At 38.6% G+C, this 21,026-nt stretch carries 18 protein-coding genes; 13 read left to right on the top strand and 5 right to left on the bottom strand.

The features are described 5' to 3' along the window. Positions 1-14 precede the first annotated feature (14 nt). The 9 genes from AC1M9E_RS05590 to gltS all read left to right on the top strand — a co-directional run bounded on the left by AC1M9E_RS05590 (position 15) and on the right by gltS (position 13,193). Complete coding sequence (locus AC1M9E_RS05590; RefSeq protein WP_488225118.1) at positions 15-4,538, top strand: translocation/assembly module TamB domain-containing protein; 4,524 nt, start codon at positions 15-17, stop codon at positions 4,536-4,538. A 118-nt stretch (positions 4,539-4,656) separates the two neighbouring features. Then, positions 4,657-5,091 (top strand): I78 family peptidase inhibitor, encoded by a 435-nt coding sequence (locus AC1M9E_RS05595; protein ID WP_481595461.1) that lies wholly within the window; start codon positions 4,657-4,659, stop codon positions 5,089-5,091. Between the two features lie 73 nt (positions 5,092-5,164). Next, positions 5,165-5,542, top strand: coding sequence for a hypothetical protein (locus AC1M9E_RS05600; RefSeq protein ID WP_180027655.1), 378 nt, complete (start codon positions 5,165-5,167; stop codon positions 5,540-5,542). A 142-nt stretch (positions 5,543-5,684) separates the two neighbouring features. Further along, complete coding sequence (locus tag AC1M9E_RS05605) at positions 5,685-5,954, top strand: hypothetical protein (protein ID WP_035267100.1); 270 nt, start codon at positions 5,685-5,687, stop codon at positions 5,952-5,954. A gap of 290 nt (positions 5,955-6,244) precedes the next feature. Then, positions 6,245-8,884, top strand: coding sequence for a bifunctional aconitate hydratase 2/2-methylisocitrate dehydratase (locus AC1M9E_RS05610; protein WP_481595459.1), 2,640 nt, complete (start codon positions 6,245-6,247; stop codon positions 8,882-8,884). Positions 8,885-9,005: 121 nt separating this feature from the next. Next, entirely contained in the window at positions 9,006-11,123 is a 2,118-nt protein-coding gene (locus AC1M9E_RS05615; RefSeq protein ID WP_481606989.1) for a hypothetical protein, read from the top strand. Further along, entirely contained in the window at positions 11,116-11,382 is a 267-nt protein-coding gene (locus tag AC1M9E_RS05620; RefSeq protein ID WP_481606988.1) for a hypothetical protein, read from the top strand. The genes AC1M9E_RS05615 and AC1M9E_RS05620 overlap by 8 nt, the downstream gene beginning before the upstream one ends. Positions 11,383-11,601: 219 nt before the next feature. Next, positions 11,602-11,847: a hypothetical protein gene (locus tag AC1M9E_RS05625; protein ID WP_481606987.1), complete on the top strand. Its 246-nt coding sequence runs from the start codon at positions 11,602-11,604 to the stop codon at positions 11,845-11,847. Between the two features lie 122 nt (positions 11,848-11,969). Then, a complete protein-coding gene (gltS, locus tag AC1M9E_RS05630) occupies positions 11,970-13,193 on the top strand; it encodes a sodium/glutamate symporter (RefSeq protein WP_481587009.1) in 1,224 nt (407 codons plus the stop codon). Positions 13,194-13,242: 49 nt separating this feature from the next. Here gltS and AC1M9E_RS05635 read toward each other — a convergent pair whose 3' ends face one another. Both AC1M9E_RS05635 and AC1M9E_RS05640 read right to left on the bottom strand, forming a co-directional pair. After that, positions 13,243-14,094 carry an alpha/beta hydrolase family protein gene (locus AC1M9E_RS05635; protein ID WP_481606986.1) on the bottom strand — a complete coding sequence of 284 codons (852 nt, stop codon included), beginning with the start codon at positions 14,092-14,094 and terminating at the stop codon, positions 13,243-13,245. 120 nt (positions 14,095-14,214) lie between these two features. After that, the gene (locus AC1M9E_RS05640; protein ID WP_092766204.1) at positions 14,215-14,667 is read right to left on the bottom strand and encodes a DUF441 domain-containing protein; all 453 of its coding nucleotides are present in this window, start codon (positions 14,665-14,667) and stop codon (positions 14,215-14,217) included. A gap of 123 nt (positions 14,668-14,790) precedes the next feature. On the opposite strand from AC1M9E_RS05640, the gene AC1M9E_RS05645 reads away from it, so the two are divergent. Beyond that, positions 14,791-15,513, top strand: coding sequence for a pseudouridine synthase (locus AC1M9E_RS05645; protein WP_481596916.1), 723 nt, complete (start codon positions 14,791-14,793; stop codon positions 15,511-15,513). Positions 15,514-15,569: 56 nt separating this feature from the next. Here the strand turns inward: AC1M9E_RS05645 and AC1M9E_RS05650 are convergent, their stop codons facing one another. The 3 genes from AC1M9E_RS05650 to AC1M9E_RS05660 all read right to left on the bottom strand — a co-directional run bounded on the left by AC1M9E_RS05650 (position 15,570) and on the right by AC1M9E_RS05660 (position 17,467). Then, positions 15,570-16,013 (bottom strand): GNAT family N-acetyltransferase, encoded by a 444-nt coding sequence (locus AC1M9E_RS05650; RefSeq protein ID WP_035264628.1) that lies wholly within the window; start codon positions 16,011-16,013, stop codon positions 15,570-15,572. Between the two features lie 121 nt (positions 16,014-16,134). Further along, positions 16,135-16,437 (bottom strand): type II toxin-antitoxin system RelB/DinJ family antitoxin, encoded by a 303-nt coding sequence (locus AC1M9E_RS05655; RefSeq protein WP_481606985.1) that lies wholly within the window; start codon positions 16,435-16,437, stop codon positions 16,135-16,137. 106 nt (positions 16,438-16,543) lie between these two features. Further along, positions 16,544-17,467 (bottom strand): RluA family pseudouridine synthase, encoded by a 924-nt coding sequence (locus AC1M9E_RS05660; RefSeq protein ID WP_488225119.1) that lies wholly within the window; start codon positions 17,465-17,467, stop codon positions 16,544-16,546. Between the two features lie 116 nt (positions 17,468-17,583). Here AC1M9E_RS05660 and tsaE point away from each other — a divergent pair, with 116 nt between their 5' ends. Genes tsaE through miaA form a run of 3 tightly spaced genes read left to right on the top strand, consistent with a single transcriptional unit; the run spans position 17,584 to position 20,963 of the window. Then, positions 17,584-18,051, top strand: coding sequence for a tRNA (adenosine(37)-N6)-threonylcarbamoyltransferase complex ATPase subunit type 1 TsaE (gene tsaE / locus AC1M9E_RS05665; RefSeq protein ID WP_488225120.1), 468 nt, complete (start codon positions 17,584-17,586; stop codon positions 18,049-18,051). 8 nt (positions 18,052-18,059) lie between these two features. Beyond that, positions 18,060-20,012 carry a DNA mismatch repair endonuclease MutL gene (gene mutL / locus AC1M9E_RS05670; protein WP_481606982.1) on the top strand — a complete coding sequence of 651 codons (1,953 nt, stop codon included), beginning with the start codon at positions 18,060-18,062 and terminating at the stop codon, positions 20,010-20,012. 6 nt (positions 20,013-20,018) lie between these two features. After that, positions 20,019-20,963, top strand: a complete 945-nt coding sequence (miaA, locus tag AC1M9E_RS05675) for a tRNA (adenosine(37)-N6)-dimethylallyltransferase MiaA (RefSeq protein ID WP_481606981.1) — start codon at positions 20,019-20,021, stop codon at positions 20,961-20,963. The last annotated feature ends 63 nt before the right edge of the window (positions 20,964-21,026 follow it).

Below are 21,026 nucleotides of genomic sequence, written 5' to 3' on the forward strand. Positions count from 1 at the left end.
TTTTTGGAATAAGTATGGCTGAAGACATCGAGCAGCAACCAGAGCAACAACCTGATCAAAACGTGACGCCACAGCGAAGTTTATTACGCCGTGTATTGCTGATCATTTTATTTATTCTGATCTTTTTTGTGGCTTCGCTTGCCGTAATGTTTTCAACAGACAAAGGCAGTAAATTCTTACTTGACCGTGCTTTGTCCACTCAACAGATTATTCAGTATGAATATGAAGGTGGAAATTTACTTCAAGGCATCATTCTAAAAAATGTATTGGTGACGCTGAAATCAGTTGATGTGAAAATTGATAGAGCTGATGTCACTTTGGGTTGGCGTGCCATATTAGATAAAGAAATTCATTTGAATCGTGCCGATGTCCGAAATTTGCGTGTCATTAACAAGTCACCGCCAAGTGATGAGCCATTTAAGTTTAGTGAAATTAAACTCCCTTTTGTTTTACGTGTTGATCAAGCCGATATCGATCAATTGGTCATTCAGACTTCAAGTTCTAAAGTACAATTTAATGACATTATCCTAAACGAAGCACTATGGTCAGGTACTGAGCTTAAGTTTGAAGATTCACAGTTTGATATGGGTTATTTGTCTGTAAAAAAAGCAACAGGTCAGATGGATTTTAAAGGTAAATATCCGTTAGATGCGCAAGCAGTTGTAAGACTCCCATCTTTAAAGTCGATCAACGTTGAGGATATTTATCTCCATGCAAAAGGCTCTTTAGATACCATTCAAGCGGGCATTGCCACGCGTACCCCTGATTTATTAACAGGTTGGGTAGTGGTACATCCAGTTCGCAAAAATGTACCGATGCAAGGTGCTTTAAACTTTAAAGATTATCACTGGCCTTTAATGCTAGAACAGGAGCTCTTATCTAAACAAGGAGTTGCTAAGTTTTCTGGAGATATCCAACGTTTGAATTTGGATATTAATACCGATATTTCTGGTAAAAATATTCCTCAAGGACAATATACTGCGCTGGCGCATACAGATCTCGTCAATGAATTGAATATTTCAAACCTTAATGGTCAATTGATGAATGGGGCGCTGAATCTTGCGGGTGTCTTAGGATGGAAGGATAAAGTCACTTGGGATGTGCAAGGTCGCTTAGATAAAATCAATCCTAAAGATAAAGTGATTCCACAGGTGGTGCAAGATTTTCTGCCAGAACGTTTGGATGCCAAAATTGCCTCAGCTGGGTCGTTAGAGGAGGGATTAGCTCTCACAGCACTTATTGATTTTGACCAATATGAAACATGGAATTTAAATCTTAATCAAGCTGAACAAAAAAATAATAAACCGAATCCAATGTTGCTAGATGTCGCTTGGAAAAATATTGATCGTGCTGTTCCGTACATTGGTTGGTTAAGTAGTGAATCTGGGGATGTAAAACTTGCTTTAGTTGAAGGTCAACAAAATATTCATGTGGCAACCGTAGTTGGTGCAAATGAAAAAGGAACTTTACCTGCTGGCAAATACAATGCCCAATTAGACCTTAAAGGTAATGATCTTCATGTTCCTTCATTTATCTATCAAGCAGATGGAAAAGGATCTTTACAAGCAAATGCCAAGGTTGAATTACCATCTGATCAAAGACAGTTGAAGTGGAATGCGGTGCTTAATGCAAAAGACTTTAATCCGCAAACCATCAGTTCTGCTGCTCCTGTAAATTTATTAAATGGACAAATTCAAGCGAGTGGCTTTGCTCGACCTAACCAGCAAATTATTCAGTTAAATCAGATCAATCTTTCAGGTCAACTTGCCAATCAAAATCCACCGGAAACAATTAAGCTGACTGGCTCAAGTACAGCAGCCATTCTTCTACATGATGAAAAGTCGGGTGGTGGCTTTAAAGGCTTCGCAGTAAATTATGATGGTGCATTACATGCAAGCCAACTGCCACAAGGGGATGGTCAGCTTAAAATACGTGTAGCAGGCACACCTCAGCGCATCAATATTTCCGAATTTAAACATCAGGGTGCTGCGGGTCAGATCAATGCCAATGGTTTAGTCAATTTAGCCAATGGAATCGGATGGGACATTAATGCTTCTTTAATACGCTTTAAGCCTCATTATTTTGTTTCAAGTGTTAAAGGGGAAATTTCAGGTAATGTCAAAACGGATGGTGTTTGGTCAGATCGTTTGAAAAAAATTAATATTGATCGACTCAATCTCGCTGGCATGATCAATAAAAAACCGCTGAGAGCAAAAGGTAATCTTGCTGTTATTCTTAATTCGAATCAGACAGGTTTCCTACCACAACAGTTTGAAGCCAATAATTTGTATTTTGTGTATGCGCAGAATCAGATTCAAGCCGAAGGGAATGCTCAGAATCTTCGCGTTAAGATTGACGCGCCTGCATTATTTGAGCTTTATCCTGGTTTACGTGGTCGTGCGCAAGGTTTTGTTAACGTGCAGTCTCAACCGAGATTGTCTGCAACTGCGAATGTGAGGGTGAATAACTTTGGTTTCAATGATCTTGTCAGTATCAAATCACTCAACATCCAAGGGGAATTACCAACTTCAGACACAGTGCCTACTGCATTAACTGCAAGAATGGACAGTTTAAGAAGTGGCAATCGTGAGATTCAAAACGCTGAAGTCTCAATTGCTGGTACACGAAAAGCACATTTATTGAAAGTGCAAGCCTCGAACAAGCTGTCTAAATTTTATGTGCAACTGGCAGGTGGATTTAATCCTGCGAATGATTGGTTAGGTCAAATTCAAAAAGGTGACTTTGACTCTGCACGGGTGCATTTAAAACAGGCCCAATCTGCCCCTGTGATTTATAATACTGCGAAAACAGAATTATTTGTGGGTGCTCATTGCTGGACCAGTAATCAAAGCCAACTTTGCTTTGATCAGCCCTTACGTGTGAGTAAGACCAAAGGTAGCGCTTCATTTATGAGTCGGAATTTAGATCTTGGTGACTTTGCCGCATTTATGCCTGAAGGTTTCGCAATTACAGGTAAATTGGATGGTTATGCTAAAGCGTCTTGGGGGCAAGGCATTCAACCAAAAATCGATGCCAAACTTGTTACGCGTAATGGTGTTGTCGGTCTAGCAGCTGCCGATCCTGATGATATCAGCACTACAATGAACTACGATGAAGTAAGTCTTATTGCGCGAAGTATTCGTGAAGGATTATTACTTCGTGCTGATTTGAAAGCTCCGAATATTGGGACTGGATATGCAAATGTTGTGGTGAATCCATTTGTTGATTCGAAACCAATGCGTGGTGAAGTTGCTCTGAGTCAAGTACAACTGAAAATTTTAAAACCATTCATTTCGGATGTGCGTAAAATCGATGGTAATTTATCCCTTGCGGGTAAAATCAGTGGGACATTGACTCAACCGTTATTTAACGGCGAAATGCGACTTAAAAATGGTTCAATCAGCATGATTTCGTTACCTGTTAATCTCACGAATATTCAGCTGTATTCATCTATTCGTCAAAACCAAGCGACGATCGATGGCGCTTTCAATAGTGGTCGAGGTGTGGGTAAGTTAACGGGTGATATCGATTGGAAAAATGATCCTAGAATTCGTTTAAAACTCAAAGGTGATAATTTATTTATTCGCCAAGCACCATTAATCACAGCTGTTGTGAACACTGAAATGGATTTAGATGCACGTCCTGTCAGTAAGCAGTTAACTTTGAATGGTAAAGTTGAAGTTCCGCGTGCGCTGATTTCAATGCCAGAATCGAGCGCATCCGTAGTGCCTTTATCCGCCGATGTTCGAGTAGTACGTGAAGGTGATAATCAACTCGCGGTACTTAAGGCTGCAAAGCCATGGGATATCCGCGCTGACTTAGAATTAAATTTAGGAAACCAAGTGATTTTCCAAGGCTTTAATAGTCGTATTCCATTGCTTGGGCGAATTTACTTAACGCAACGCGGTTTAGAAACTGCCATGCGTGCCAATGGTGCGATTGGTGTAAGTAAGCGCGTTACTATTGAAGCTTATGGGCAGTCTTTAGAACTAAGTCGTGCAATTGCGCGTTTCAATGGTGCATTGTCTAACCCAACCCTTGAGGTTGAAGCAAGTAAACTCATTTCAGGCAGTACAGTTGGTGTGCGTGTTACTGGAACCGCAAGTAGTCCAAATATCCAAGTATTTAATGATGCGGGATTATCTGAACAAGAGGCGATGAATGCCTTGATTACAGGTCGAATCAATGAAGGTTCTAGTAGCTTGAGTCAAGCAGAAGGCTTTAAATCAGATGTGAACAATACCATTGCTGCAGCGGGGATTAGTTTAGGGCTTGGTGGTACACGTGCTTTAACCAATCAAATTGGACAGACATTTGGGTTAAGTGGTCTTGCTCTTGATGCGCAAGGAACAGGCGATGATACTCAAGTGAGTGTGACAGGTTATCTGACCCCTGATTTATATATCCGTTATGGTGTTGGTGTGTTTACGCCAGTCAATAAATTGACGCTACGATATCAGATGAACCAAAGACTCTATCTGGAAGCAAGTCAGTCTTTAGAAAAAGCCATTGATATTTTCTACAATTGGCGATTCTAAAAGGTAAAAGGGCTTTAATCGAAGCCCTTTTTAATTCACTGTATAAACCGAAATTAAATTTAAGCCCTATTGTTAAAATGCTAGACTTAAAATTTATCGGACAAGAAAGCATTAAAAAATGAAAACAATTGCAATATTCATCGCGATGATAGCGGCAACACTCATGGCGGGCTGTCAAACCACTCAAACTGAGCAACTTACTCCAAAAATTGGAATGGCTAATCCTGCAAGCAAATTTTGTGTTCAACAAGGTGGAAAATTAGAAATACGCGATGAGGCAAATGGTCAAGTGGGTTATTGCCAGTTGCCAGATGGCGTTGTAGTAGAAGAATGGGAGTTATTTAGACATCATCAAAATATTTGCAAACCTGAAGAAGCGAAAAAATTAGTCGGTATGCATAATCTTGATGATCAACAGATTTTGAATAAAACCAAAGCCAAAATTATTCGCCGTGTCGGACCAAATGATCTGGTTACTATGGATTATCGAAATGATCGTATTACAGTAACCGTGGATGATCAGAATAAAATTATTCGCTCAAGCTGTGGCTAATGAACGAGAAATGTCATTACACGATTTCCTATTCGGTTTAACTCGATTATCATAGCCGCAACAGGAGAGATGTATGAACAAATTCGTGATTCTGGGTGCTGTACTTGGTTCAGCCGTTTTGCTCAGTGCTTGTGAAGAAAAAAAGCCACTAACCCCTGAAGAAGTCTGGCATGGTTACTGTACCAGTATTGGTAATGCTGCACGCTCTATTTTGCTAGACCGTCAAAATGGTATCGAGAAAACTGCGGCGGTCGAACATGCTTCTAAACTGACCGATCCGACGACGAAGAAATTCGTAGATGCTCAAATTGAGAAGGTCTATGCTTATCCTGCGAATCAATTAGAATTGGATCGTGATGCATTAATGGCTAAATTCAAAAAAGAAGCAACGGATGAGTGTTTAGCCACTCCTTACGATAAAGATAATCTGCCTGACTACAAACAGTTTTAAGGCGCTACAAAAAGATTGATCATAAAAAAGAGGGAAGCGTAAGTTTCCCTTTTTTTGTTGAAATTAATTACAAATTTTAATTAGCATTAAAATAGAAAAGCTTATATAAAAATAAGATAAATAAAACAAAAGGAGCGGAACAATGGAAGTGGTCGCATACCTGAATAATGCCGATCTTCTGCTTGAAGATGCCAATGGTGTTGCTGTAATTAATGGCAGCCATTACGTCCTAAGTCTAGGGGATCGAGTCTATCTTAAAAATATGATCAATGAACATGCCAAAATTTATCAGGTACACATTAGTTTTGCCTGTGCCGAACACCGCATGCTACATGATGATGAAATTCTGGTCAGATTCGAAGGAACACGAGAAAGTCTGCAACAATATTTAGATCGCACGACTGTCCACTAAGGTTGAATAGTCAAAAAAGGATTTAAAAGGCAACATCTTGTTGCCTTTTATTTATTTCAGATCCGTAAAAGCTTCATGTTAATGTCAGAATTGTTCGATAAAACAACATATTGAGCAATGAGTAATCAGAAGAGAGATCATTTAGTAAGAAAATAATGGTCATCACAAAGAAACACTCTTCTTGCATTAACTTTTAACCGGAATTTTAGTAAAATTTAGCAGTCCATATTATTTGCAGGCTTTATAAGCAGGATATTGCAAGTAATTTTTTAAAGAAGAGGAATAACACCGTGCTAGAAGCTTACCGCCAACACGTTGAAGAACGTGCCGCACTCGGAGTCCCACCGAAGCCACTTGATGACGCTCAAACAGCTGCATTAGTTGAATTATTAAAAAATCCACCAGCTGGCGAAGAAGCATTCTTAGTTGATTTGCTTGAAAACCGTGTTCCAGCAGGTGTTGACCAAGCTGCTTATGTAAAAGCTGCTTTCTTGGCTGCTTTGGCGAAAGGTGAAGCGACTTCTCCATTAGTTTCTAAAGAGCGTGCGGTTTACTTACTAGGTACTATGCTTGGTGGTTACAACGTTGCTCCTTTAGTAGAATTATTAGAAGACGCAGCGCTTGGTGCTTTAGCTGCTGAAGCGCTTAAGAAAACACTTCTTGTTTTCGATGCGTTCCATGACGTTGCTGATAAAGCAAAAGCAGGTAACGAAAACGCGAAAGCTGTTCTTCAATCTTGGGCTGACGCTGAATGGTTCACTAGCCGTAAAGACGTTCCAGAAGAAATCAAACTTACAGTTTTCAAAGTTACTGGCGAAACTAACACTGACGACTTGTCACCTGCGCAAGACGCTTGGAGCCGTCCAGACATTCCGTTACACGCGAATGCAATGCTTAAAAACGTACGTGATGGTATTAACCCAGAAGTTCCTGGTGAAGTTGGTCCATTAAGCCAAATCAAAGAATTAATCGCGAAAGGCAACCAAGTTGCTTACGTGGGTGACGTTGTTGGTACAGGTTCTTCTCGTAAATCTGCAACTAACTCTGTACTTTGGTTCTTTGGTGACGAAATCGCTCACATTCCGAACAAGAAAGAAGGCGGTTACTGCTTAGGTTCTAAGATTGCTCCGATTTTCTTCAACACTATGGAAGACGCTGGTGCGTTACCAGTTGAAATCGACGTTGCTAACATGAACATGGGTGACGAAATCACGTTGAAGATTGACAAAGCGACTGCAAAAGTTACAGCGTTCAAAGATGGCGCTCAAATTGCTGAAGCTGAGTTAAAAACTCCAGTACTTCTAGACGAAGTACGTGCGGGTGGTCGTATTAACTTGATCATTGGTCGTGGCTTGACTACTAAAGCACGTGAAGAACTGGGTCTTCCTGCTTCTGACTTGTTCCGTACTCCAGTTCAACCAGCTGCAACTGGCAAAGGCTTCACGCTTGCTCAGAAGATGGTTGGTCGTGCTTGTGGTCTTCCAGAAGGTCAAGGTGTACTTCCAGGTACTTACTGCGAACCTAAGATGACAACTGTTGGTTCTCAAGATACAACAGGTCCAATGACGCGTGACGAATTGAAAGACTTAGCTTGCTTAGGTTTCTCTGCTGACCTCGTAATGCAATCTTTCTGTCATACTGCTGCGTATCCAAAACCAGTTGACGTTCAAATGCAACACACGCTTCCTGATTTCATCATGAACCGTGGTGGTGTTTCTTTACGTCCAGGTGACGGTATTATCCACTCTTGGTTAAACCGTATGCTTCTTCCAGATACAGTTGGTACTGGTGGTGACTCACATACACGTTTCCCAATCGGTATTTCTTTCCCAGCGGGTTCTGGTCTTGTAGCGTTCGCTGCAGCAACTGGTGTTATGCCACTTGATATGCCTGAATCAGTTCTTGTGAAGTTCAAAGGTAAAATGCAACCTGGTATCACTTTACGTGACCTAGTACATGCGATTCCTTACTACGCAATTAAAGAAGGTGACTTAACTGTAGAGAAGAAAGGTAAGAAAAACATCTTCTCTGGTCGTATTTTAGAGATCGACTTATCAGAAATGGAAACTGACTTAACTGTTGAACAAGCGTTCGAACTTTCTGATGCTTCTGCTGAACGTTCTGCTGCTGGTTGTGCGATCACACTTTCTGAAGAGAAAGTTGCTGAATACCTTCGTTCAAACATCACGATGTTGAAGTGGATGATCTCTGAAGGTTATGGCGATGCTCGTACTATGGCGCGCCGTGTTGAGAACATGGAAAAATGGTTAGCTAATCCATCACTTCTTAAAGCTGATGCTGACGCTGAATACACGAAAGTGTATGAAATCGACCTTGCTGACATCAAAGAACCTATCCTTTGCTGCCCGAACGATCCAGATGATGCAAAACTTCTTTCTGACGTTCAAGGCGACAAAATTGATGAAGTATTCATCGGTTCTTGTATGACTAACATCGGTCACTTCCGTGCAGCTGGTAAACTTTTAGACAAAGTACCTGGTGGTTCTTTATCTACTCGTCTTTGGTTAGCTCCTCCAACTCGTATGGACGAACGCCAATTGATGGAAGAAGGTTTCTACAATACTTATGGTAAAGCTGGCGCGCGTACAGAAATGCCAGGTTGTTCATTATGTATGGGTAACCAAGCACGTGTAGCTCCAAATACAACTGTTGTATCTACTTCTACGCGTAACTTCCCGAACCGTTTAGGTCAAGGTGCAAACGTTTACTTGGCTTCTGCTGAGCTTGCATCTGTTGCTGCGGTACTTGGTAAGTTGCCAACTCCTGAAGAATACCAACAGTATGCTGCTCAAATCGACAGCATGTCTGCGGATATCTACAAGTACTTGAACTTCGATCAAATGAACGACTATACAGACGCTGCTAAAGACGTTGATACGAAGAAAATTGCTGCTGCTCAATTGTCTTAATGAGCTAGGGTAAAGAAAAGCCGAAAGGCTTTTCCCTAGCGCAAGAGTAAATCTATGATTTGCTTGAAAATTAAGCGTTAAGCAATATAAGATAAGGGCTGATTTATCAGCCCTTATTTTTATGCAAAATTATTATGAAAATAAATTCGATGCTTTGTTTTTGAATTTTGGTCCAGAACTAGCAAAAGAAAAAATTGTACAAGAACTTTTGTATAAAAGTTCACAACCCAAACATGGAGTTTTTAAAAATAAATTTGATATGTTCTGGCAATCAAGTTTTATTAAATTACTCACTGTTGATGATATAAAAAGTCAAAATTATATTCTCGCATTAAGTCAATATATTCGTTTAAATTCGATTGATAAAAATATTTGTCTAAATTATTTAAAACTTGATGTTCAAAGTTTTATTTTGGCAGTACGTTATTCAGGGATAATACTTCATTCTGCTCATTATTCATGGTGTCTACTAAGGGAAATTGAACAAGAATTTACAAATGAAACCCTTACTAGTTTTTTTCAGACTGTAGAGTATTTACAATCACAATATACGCATCGATTAGAAATTTATGATGATATTAAGAATAGGCTGAATATCGGTCAAATTACAGCTATGGCTTTTGGCAGTTTATATGCTTATGAGTATTTGATTCCAAATCAAGATTACTTTGATTATTTGCCTTATCAATTTGATAGAAATGAAAATAATTCGGCACAAACAGTGTGGAAAGCTTTTGATGAAATTGTTAAAACATCAAAGAAAAATACTAAAAAATTATCTGAAGAGTCAATTGCTTTAGCATTAAAAAATAAACTTATGCCTTTGTTGATTGAAGACGGGATGACACCACAGCTTCTACAGCAATATGAATTATATAAAAAACTTGTGGCAATAAAAGTTGAGATTATTAACTACCAAAGAAATGTACTTGAGTCATTTTGTTTTGACGAAGATGTAAATTATAAATTCAAAAATTGTGAACTAATTTATACAAATGCAAAAAAAGATAAAGATGTTTGGTTTAAAAAACACTCTTTATTATTAAATTATTGGCTAAGTATAGGTACTAAAAAACTTTTAAACTCAGATGTTGTGTATAGCATTATAAATACTGGTGAGAATTTAGAAGCTAATGCAATTGCTTTATCAAAAGCATTTGGTATCCAAGAACAATTAGATCAGGTCTATGGGATTGTAGACTTCAGTATTAACAATCAAAAACTTGATGCGTATGAAACCATGATTACCATGACTTTATCGCAAGCCCATTATTTAAAAGATCATATTGAAAAATTTATAAGTTTTTTACCTCATTCTCAAAGTAATTTGCAAGCCTTAATGCGACTCACTATGCATGGTTTTATGATCGGTGAAAATAGAATGCCTTTCACATTTGCTAGGCAAGAAGACAAGATTAAAAGAATGTCATCTTGGATAAAAGGTAGTTCAAATTCTGTCAAAAAAAAGAAAATGGAACAAATCTTGAATTTTTGGACTTGTGACTTGTACAGTGAAGATGATTATTCCACATTTCAACAAAAACCATTTTACAAAATTGATGATTTTGTTTTTCAATTTCCATGGCTAACTGCATTTCAAAATGTAAATTCGATGATGATTAATTATGTGCGCAAGCTACATAAAAATCGTTTGGAGCTTAAAAATGAAACAGATAAGATTGAATTAAACTTAGCTGAGAAATTTAAGAATGTTGGATTTAAGGTAATTTGCCAATATCAACCTCTAGATAGAGAAGTTGGCGAAATTGATCTAATCGCAATATATGAAAATTTTGTCATTGTTGCAGAAGTAAAATCAACTTATATTAAAAGTAGTATTCAAGAAATCTATGAATATCGAAACTTCACGTTAAATAAAGCAGCTTATCAACTATCTAAAAAAGTGACCTACATTAGAAATGAATTTTTGAAGCAATATTTTGAAAATTTAGATGATGTAAAAATTCATTCTTGGATTATAGATACAACATTAGAATTTGATCACCAATATTTTGAAAATCATTTAAAAATATCTATGGATGAAATCATTATATCTTTAAATGGAAAGGCTGATTTTATGAACTCCTTCATAGATGATTCATTTGATCTAGAGAAAGAAGCGAATCCTGTTGATGTTGTACAGTTTATTGATGATATTGAGAATGATAGATTTTGGAAAAATCAACTTGGGAATTATGATAATTATATGAATAGTATGCTGAGTAAATTGAATGTTTAAACACCCCCGCTTCCTCTGTATCGGTGGCTTCCTCAACGGAACACAAATTAAAGACCAAGGCGACAGCTTTGTTTGTATGACCAACGGAAAGAATGAAACTTATACGAAGAAGGTCATTTTCCATCAAGAAGCATGGGATCATGACTACTACGTGTTTGAAAACATCACCGACCAACAAGCCAAAGAGTGGGTGTTTCAAAAATATGGAGAAACCGTCATCTACCGAAAAAGAAAGCCCATGAAAAAGCCCCGTAATTAAAAAATTAACGGGGCTAGTCGTACCACTCACGTGATACTCATATAAGGCTCATCTCATACTGCCTGCATTAAAACACATTCACATAGATTCGTCATGCTGAATCGAATATAAATTCAAATCGACTACTGCGAAAATCTTACAACCACGTAACCATAAATAAAACAGACAGCAATAATCTAGAAAGGTGAAATAAATAGAATAAGCAAAAATGAAAACACCATGAATATAATGAAAAGCATACTCACATTAAGTTTAATCAGTCTATCGCTCATTGCATGTTCAAGCGTGGAGATTAAAAATACTGATTCAGAAGAAGACGCACGTTATCAGAAATATAAAGATGAAACAGTAAACATGTCTGAATACGATAAACAGCGCTATTATAATCAGCATCACCTAGGTGTAGTCGAGCCAGATCGAGTTCGCGAATCAATTCGAGAACAAAGAAGAAAACAATCGCAATAAACCAACAGTACAGTACAAATAAATGTACTGCCTGTAAATCATTGAAAAATTACATTTCAATAGCTGAATAAAGCATAATTCTTTGTGAAAATTGATTAAAATTAAAACATTAGGGAAATACAATGAATTTTGAAGTTGATGCCTTTGGCACCATCGTGATTGCCGTATTTTTTCTATTTATTGGGCGCTATCTAGTCAACCGAGTCCAATTCTTTAAAAACTACAATTTACCTGAACCTGTGATTGGCGGTTTGGTCGCAGCAATTACAGCATTCATCTTATTTAAATTCTTTAATATCAGTGCCACATTTGATGCGCAAATTCAAAGCATTTTAATGCTGATGTTCTTTACCTCTGTGGGCTTAGGTGCAGATTTTGTTAAATTAAAAGATGGTGGTAAAGCCCTATTTATATTTTTGTTCTGTGTGATCGGATTTGTGATCGTTCAAAATATTGTTGGGGTGAGTTTAGCGACGGTATTAGGTTTAGATCCGCTCATCGGTTTAATTGTAGGTTCAATCACCTTAACGGGTGGTCATGGCACGGCAGGTGCATGGGGCCAAGTGCTTGAAACCCAGCATGGCATTCAAGGTGCTATTGTATTGGGTATGGCAAGTGCGACCTTTGGTCTGATCATTGGTGGTATCGTTGGTGGTCCAGTTGCTAAATTTTTAATTAAACGTCATCAACTGGCTAACAAAATTGACAATGATCAAAACGAATCACAATTGGATGATCAGTTAAAATCTGCACCATTTGAATATCCAAAAAAGACACGATTAATTACTGCGAGTAATGCTGTGTCGACCCTTGGTATGTTTGCACTTTGTATATTCACGGCAAACTTAATGACAGATTTTAGTCAAGGTAAATGGTTTGAGCTTCCAACCTTTGTTTGGGCGCTAGGTTCAGGTGTGATTTTGAGAAATCTGCTTGAACATGTATTCAAAGTAAATATCTTTGATCGTGCGATTGACGTGTTTGGAAATGCATCGTTATCGCTCTATTTATCTATGGCATTGTTATCACTACAACTGTGGTTATTAGCAGATTTGGCAGGTCCGTTAGTCACGATTCTGATTGTGCAAATGCTGGTATTGATTTTATACACTGCTTTTGTGACATTTAAGGTGATGGGGAGCAACTATGATGCTGCAGTTTTATCAGCAGGTCATTGTGGTTTTGGTATGGGTGCGACGCCAACGGCTATTGCCAATATTCAAGCAGTAACCAATACCTATGGTCCTTCACATAAAGCATTCTTACTCATTCCACTGACAGGTGCTTTTTTCATTGATATTGTAAATGCGATAGTGATCCAGCTTTCCATTGGTATATTGGGATAGAGCAAGTTTAAAAAACCGCCTTTAAGGCGGTTTTTTTACTTATGGAGAGTTAAATATGCAGTTGAGATTCGATCATCGGCCAAATATTTTGATGCGACTGTTTGAACATCATCATGTGTCCGATCGCTTTATGTCCAAGCTCTTTAGGTTTGAGTTCGATCGCTTCAGTAGGTGCATTAGGATACAAACGAAGTAAATCCTGAACATTTGCTTCGGTTGCAATCTCATCATCACTTGCCCAAATGGCCGTGACAGGAATTCGTATCTCTTTGTGATAATCTTGATCTAGGGTAACCGTTTTGCCAATCGCATTAATAACATAGCCTGGTTGACTGCAAAATTGAGCCCAGTCACGTGCAACATCTTTCGGTAGATTTTCCCCCATACCAATGGCTTGGGTAGGGCCGTAACCGAGCATCATACGTGCGAGAGGAAAAATACCTTTAAACATCACAGGGGCAAGTAGTTTCGTACGACCTTTGAGCCCTTTTACATGCCCAGTCGAACCTGCAATTGCAACGACTTTTGCAACTTTATTATGATTTGGGGTAATCCCAATGAGTTGTCCGCCGGCGCTGTGACCAATAAGAATAACTTGCTTGGCATGGGTAAGTTGTAAGAGTTGATCAATCGCAGCGGGAATATCTAACTGTCCCCATTGCACAATACTTGCTTTGGATTGCTTCAATGGGCCATAAAGAGAAGCACCAATACCACTAAAATCAAACACCATTACGGCATAGCCTTGTTGGTTAAGCCATTCGCAAAATCGATGATAAAACTTTTGAGTAATTCCAGTGGCAGGGCACACCAAGACGGGAAGACGCTTTGAATGCTCGGCAGGAAAAAAGGTAGCAGCGAGTTCGTATTGATCCTGACGAATAATTTTAATTTTTTGCATAATTTAAACTGTCCATGTATCCGTAATCAAAATACTTTACTGCAGTTCTAAAAGATCAAACCAACAAATAATGACTGTTGCGTTTGTGAAATGACTGTTCAGTCGTGAAAGCAACCTGTTTCAAGAAGTGCCAATAATAATGGAAAGTATTCCTGCTGCAATTAAAGGTCCAACAGGGACGCCACGTAAAATAGCCACACCTGCTACAGTACCAATCAGAAGTCCAGCGACAATATTTGGCTGATTCGCCATAAGCGTTACGCCACGACCACCTAACCATGCCACCAGTAACCCGATTCCAATAGCTAAAATTGAGTTTAAGCTCAAGAATGATTTGAGGATATCTTTACCCGGAATGGTGCCACTGGCAATTGGCGTGAGTACGCCAATGGTGAGGATAATAATGCCGATATTTAAACCATGCTGTTGAAGCAATGGAAAATACTCGTTTAAAGGGGTGATACGAAAAACAATAAGTACTGCGACTGCAATTGTGACAGCTGTATTTTGACTGAATATTCCACATGCCAATAAAATGATTAGAACGATTAAATTGAGGTCTAATTGAGACATAAAGAAGATCCAGTGCTTATCAGGACAGTACTTGAAAGTTATAATAGTTTAACTGATTTAAAGTCTGCATTCAGATGGCATCCTTTAAATTTCAACGAATATTGTAAGTAATGGAAGTGATTCATGGTTCTGGAAAAAATGTTACAGTCTCAAGGCTTTGGATCACGAAAATATTGTCAACAATTAATTAAAGCTGGTGCAGTGGTCATTGATGGTACTGTGATCACGGACCCGAAATATAAACTGAAGCTTCAAGGTCTTAGCTTCCACGTGTATAACGATGAATATACTTATCGTGAAAAAGTTTATATAGCACTCAATAAACCTGTAGGCTATGAATGCTCGCATCAAGCGACGCATCACTTCAGCGTGTTTGAATTAATCGATGACATATTGTTGCAAAGGGGAGTGCAAACAGTCGGACGTTTAGATCAAGACACGACTGGTATATTGTTACTTACAGATGATGGACAATTTCTGCAAGCGCTGACTCATCCTAAAAAACATGTTCCTAAAGTTTATCAAATGCATACAGCAGATCCAGTCACTGAGCAGCAAATCATTCAATTGGGTCAAGGTGTAGAGCTTCGCAATGAAACAGGATTGTTTCAAGCAACAGACATTCAACTCATAAGCGAACAACACCTACAATTTACAGTGCATCAAGGTGTTTATCATCAAGTTAAACGTATGGTTGCTGCTGTGGGAAATCGTGTTGAATCATTGCATCGACTGCAAATTGGACAATTAAAATTAGATCAGCTTGCTGAAGGTGAATATTGCTATCTCACTGAACAGCAAATACTCGCCGCAAAAAATCAAAGTCCAGATGCTCAACTCCTTTAGATTTAAATCATGAATGCTAAAGACTCTATTCTCAAGACGATATGTTGTGTAATGCCTTAGGATAGAAAGCAATGATAGGTTTGGAATTCATTGTCTTTGACGAAGCCCATCTTTTCGTAAAGTTGGTGAGATTGAAAGTTACTTCGTTGTGTCTCTAATGAAATTCGACTGGCTTTTTCGGATTGTGCAAACAAAATTGCAGTGTCAATGAGTTGTTTGGCTGAACCTTGTCTTCTATAAATTGGAGTGACATATACATCATCTAGAATGTAGTAGCTTGAACAAGCATGGGATGAAAAGCCTAAATAAAGAATCACGAAGCCAGTGATTACATCATTTTTGATGTGAATAAAAATAACACTTTGTTGGTTTTCGAATCGCTGTTTTAGAAAATCATAGGATTGTTGAATATTGGATGATGCACCATAAAACTGTCGGTATTCATCAAAAAGTACAGCGAGTTGATTGAGATCTTCTGTTGTGGCTTTCCGTACTATCACTGTTAAGCTCTCCTCAGATCATTATTTTTAATGTTGTTATGATTAAGAGCTAAACATATTTGCGCAGAGTGCTGTAAATTAAATTGTTTAAAAATACGACAAAGTTAACTTATGTCAAAAATTAATCTTTATCGCTTTCACCCAAAAGTGCATTCAATTCTGCAAAAAAATCGTCGTCATCTAAACTCGAAGTTGTAGTGTTGGAATCTTGATGTTCTTGCTTAAGCTTTTTAAGTTTCAACAATTGATCCATGTTGATCGTTTGATTTTCGATTGCAAAAGGAATGGACTTTGTCAGTACAACTTGTTTGAAAAATAAACGCACTGCTTGCGCTGGTGTAATCCCCAATTGCTTAAAAACTGCAAAGGCTTGTTTTTTTTCTTGTGAGTCAAGTCGGACTTGATAAACTTCTGTTTTTCTCATGAATTAAAACCAAACGACTCTAAATTTAAGTGCTTATTTTAATCTAAGTAAATGTAATTTCAATGTCTGAACGTGAAAATTATATAAATTTGTCATTACAATGAATCTACAATGTCAGTGTTTGCGTGCTTTTAAAGTGCATTTCAATATTTAATATCGGATCAATAAATTGAAGCTCATCAGCAAGTAATTGCAACGGAGCACTGAAATCATCCTCAGCTTTATGCGCGATTACCGGATAAAAAGGATCATGTTTGATTGGAATGTTGAGCGCATTGAGGTGAACGCGGAGTTGATGTTGCTTACCGGTCAGTGGTTTCAAAATATATCGTCCCCACTGTGAATTGTGTTCTATCAGGTCAATTTCAGTGACAGAATTGGTGACGCCTTCACATACTTTCATTATATAAAATGGATTTCCCTTTTCCATGCGCAATTCGACTGTTTGTGGAAAGACTAAATCTTTTGAGTAAGGTGCGATGGCTTGATATGTTTTGGATACCTTTCGATCTGCAAAAAGTTGTTGATAGACTCCGCGACTTTCGACTTTTTTTGAAAATAAAACAACACCTGCTGTTTCGCGGTCTAAACGATGAATCGGTGTGAGATGAGGATTATCAGTGAACTGCTTTAATCTCACCAATAAGGTTTCTTGAACATATTGACCTGTCGGACTCATGGTTAAAAAATGAGGTTTATCCACCACGAGCAGATCATCGTTTTCGTATAAAATTTTTTCCTTAAACGGAACATGAATTTCGTTTGCTAAAAAACGATAATAAAAAATATGAGAATTAGGTTGATACGCCGAGTTGATGGAAAGTTTGTTGCCATCTGCATTATAAATAAGACCATCTTGAAAACGTTGTTGCCACTCCAGTGCGTCTATATGAGAAAAGGCTTGAATGAGAAAATCATAAATCGTAATTGGGGAGATTTGTAGATTTGGAAGAAATACTTTGCTGGCTGTTACACCTTTGATCATCGGTGGCGTAAAACTTGGGGCACTTTCTGAATTTGATTTTGGCATAACAAGACAACAGAATAAAAAAATGATCAGATGAATGAGTTTTTGAACAAGTCTAGATAGGCACTGTTCAGGAGCATGCTATTATACCTCTTCAACAGATGTCTAATGTGATCCAGATGCAATATTCTTTTCAACTCAACTTAAATGATGAAGCAGATACTCAAAAATTAGCTGCATGTTTAGGGCAGTGTATTGAAAAGGGTATCATATACCTCATTGGAGATTTGGGTGCGGGTAAAACCACCCTGACGCGTTATTGGCTACAAAATTTAGGTCATCGTGGTGCGGTTAAAAGCCCGACTTATACACTGGTTGAACCCTATAAAATCAATCAGCAGGATGTCTTTCATTTTGATTTGTACCGTTTGAATGATCCTTATGAACTTGAGTTGATGGGTATTCGTGATTATCTGGATATTGCTGATGCGCTATTCTTGTTTGAATGGCCCTCTAAAGGTGGTGACGAAATTCCAAATGCAGATGTTATCTTGAATATTGAGAAATCTGATGATGAATCAGTACGTCATGTCACGATTTCTTCAAATGATGAAGCTTTAATCGCAAAATTAAAGACACAGTTTTAAATAATTCTATGGCGCATGATCTTAGCTTGAATCGAATTCAAACCTTATCTCCTGCATTAGCAAACCAAATTGCTGCGGGAGAGGTAATTGAACGTCCTGCATCAGTGGTGAAGGAACTTCTAGAAAACTCCATTGATGCAGGTGCGACTGAATTAATCATTCGAGTCGAACAAGGCGGTAGTACGCTGATTGAGATTATCGATAATGGCAAAGGAATTCATCCTGAGGATCTTCCGCTTGCGGTCATGCGTCATGCGACCAGTAAAATTCAAACTGCTGAAGATTTACATGCAATTGTGAGCTTAGGTTTTCGCGGAGAAGCCTTGGCTTCCATTGCTGCTGTTTCGCGCTTGACCTTGACCAGTAGTCGTGATGATTCAGGAATTGGTTATCAGGTCGAAGTAAACGGCACGGCCTTTGATCATCAAGAGATTCAAGCTGTTGCTACTCAGCAAGGCACACACATACGTGTACAAGATTTATTTTTTAATGTGCCAGCAAGACGAAAGTTTTTAAAAAAGCCAAATACGGAATTTGGTCACATTGAAGAAATCGTACGGCGCTTAGCCTTAACGCATTTCGATATTCGGATTGTGCTGGAACATAATGGTGCTATTCGTTTAAATTTGCCTGTCGCAGACAGTGGTCAACTCAGATTTCAACGTGTACAGCAGCTTTTAGGTCGACAATTTACGGAAAATGCGTATTGGATCGATGCTGATAGTGTCAATATGCGCTTATCAGGATGGTTAGGTCATCCTTCTGATGCTCGAGCACAAAGTGATTTGCAGTATGTGTACGTGAATGGTCGTATCGTAAAAGATAAAACAATCTCTCATGCTTTGCGAATGGCCTATGATGGCATCTTGCATGGGCATCAACATGCAGCTTATTTGTTGTTCTTAGAAGTTGATCCTGAATTTATTGATGTGAATGTGCATCCGACTAAACATGAAATTCGATTTTTGAATCAACGTGAAGTACACGAATTTGTACGTCATTTTGCCAAAGATACTTTGTCGCAATTTCAAACTGCGACTGCGGATTTAGCCCAGGCTTTAAAGCTTGATCAAGATGTCATCGCACCATCAGTACAGTTACCACGTTATCAAGAGCAATTTAATCTGCATCAAAATGCTCCAGCATCGTCCCCTATGTCCCAGACGTTGCAGGAATCGAGTCATGCGGGGTATTTAACAGATTTTAGTGTTAAACAGCCTCAGTCAGTTCAATATAGTGCGCCGAGCCAGCCTTATTCAAATTCTAATATCAGTAATGCACTCAAGTCTTATTTGGCACCTTTGAAAGAAACGTCATCTAATTTTGAAGTTCCTCATGATGCTGAGATGGAATCAACATCGTCTAGAGTTGATGAATTCCCCTTGGGGATTGCAATTGCACAACTTCATGGAATTTATATTCTGGCGCAAAATTCTGAAGGTTTGATCATTGTGGATATGCATGCTGCGCATGAGCGAATCTTGTTGCAGCAAATGAAATCTGCTTGGAATAAACCTGAATTTTGGACATCACAGCAGTTGCTGATTCCAAAAGTGATTTCAATTACACGCATGCAAGCCACGCGTATCGAAGACCTTAAGCCTCAGTTGGCGCGGCTTGGTTTAGAAATTGATCAATATGGCGATGAGCAAGTGATAGTGCGAGGTGTGCCTGCTATTTTGCACAAAGCTGATTTTAATGCATTAATCCCAGAACTTTTGAATGATCTTGATCCCAATGATGAGGCCAGTGCTTTACAACAAAAAAGAGACCATATCTTGGCAGGGATGGCATGTCATGGCGCAGTGCGTGCGCATCGAATGTTAAGTATTTCTGAAATGAATGCACTGTTGAGGCAGATGGAACAAACTGAGTTTGCAAGTCAATGTAATCATGGACGACCGACTTGGAGAGCTTTTCCACTTAGTCAATTAGATAAATTATTTGCTCGAGGAGAGTAATTGTACATGTCAAATCAAATGCCAGTCATCAACTTAATGGGGCCGACTGCGAGTGGGAAAACTGCTTTGGCATGCGAGCTATATGAGCGCGGTAATTTTGAAATTGTTTCAGTGGATTCTGCGTTAATCTATAAGGACATGGATATCGGTTCGGCAAAGCCATCAAAAGAAGAGCAGGAACGATATCCACATCACTTGATTGATATTATTACACCGCTCGAGGTTTATTCGGCAGCTCAATTCGTTGAAGATGCATCGCTGCTGATTGATGAAATACATTCACGCGGTAAGACCCCAATTTTGGTGGGTGGGACGATGTTGTACTACAAAGCACTGTTGGAAGGCTTGGCAACGAATCTCCCTAATGCTGATGAAAAGGTACGTCAACAAATTGAAAATGAAGCCATGGCATTGGGTTGGGAGAGCGTCTACGAAGAGTTAAAACGTGTCGATCCTATGGCAGGTGAGAAGTTTAAAGTGAGTGATCGTCAGCGCATTATACGTGCGCTAGAGGTCTATCGTCTGACAGGTCGACCTATCACTGAGCTTCAAGCTGAACAGCCTAAAAAACAGCCATATCGTTACAATTTTCATAATTATGCGCTATTACCTGATCGTGTAGAATTACACAAAAGAATTGAACTGCGCCTAAAAATAATGTGGGATATCGGTTTTTTAAATGAGGTGGAGTATCTGATTGAAAAATACGATTTAAACGATAATTTGCCATCGGCGAGATCTGTTGGATATCGCCAAGCTTTAGATTTTCTTAAAAATAGTGATAGAAGTCTCAAATCTAAGCAAGATATGGAAGGCAAGTGTTTGTTTGCAACACGACAACTTGCTAAACGTCAATACACTTGGTTACGTTCTTTGCAAGAAGCGCACAGTTTTCAAACTTTTTTGACGATAAAGCAAGCTCAAGAAGACTTGCGAAACTTATATGGATAAAGCAAAATTTACTCACTATCTTTTTTATAAATTTTAATTGAAAAATAAAGATAGTTTTTTTGC

This window comes from Acinetobacter sp. 24-47-47, assembly GCF_057737035.1.